Source organism: Pauljensenia sp. UMB6358, assembly GCF_030216865.1.
Taxonomy (GTDB): domain Bacteria; phylum Actinomycetota; class Actinomycetes; order Actinomycetales; family Actinomycetaceae; genus Pauljensenia; species Pauljensenia turicensis_A.
The window spans coordinates 1-242 of record NZ_JASOMS010000260.1 but is presented as its reverse complement, the minus strand read 5'-3'; the positions used below and the strand labels follow the sequence as shown (position 1 = coordinate 242).

Here is a 242-nt window from a genome sequence, read left to right as displayed (position 1 = left end):
GGATCTACCGGTACCCCACCAGGCGCGGCCTCACGGACCAGTCCTGGTGCAACACCTGCGACCACCTGTATCTCACCCAAGGGGAAGCCGCCAGAGTCAGGCTCCAGCACGTCACCAGCCTAGATGTGTATGTTTCTAGGCAGGATCTCAAGATTATCTGGCCTGCTCTCACAGATGGCAGGCTTGACATGTGGGTGCAGAGGGGGATCATCGAGGCGAGGCCGGGCAGGCCAAAGACCTAC

Annotated in this window: 1 protein-coding gene; it reads left to right on the top strand. The window is 60.3% G+C overall.

Features of this window, described 5'->3' with window-relative positions:
- Window positions 1-242: hypothetical protein (locus QP381_RS09395; RefSeq protein WP_285068776.1), on the top strand; the 242-nt coding region annotated here is incomplete at both ends.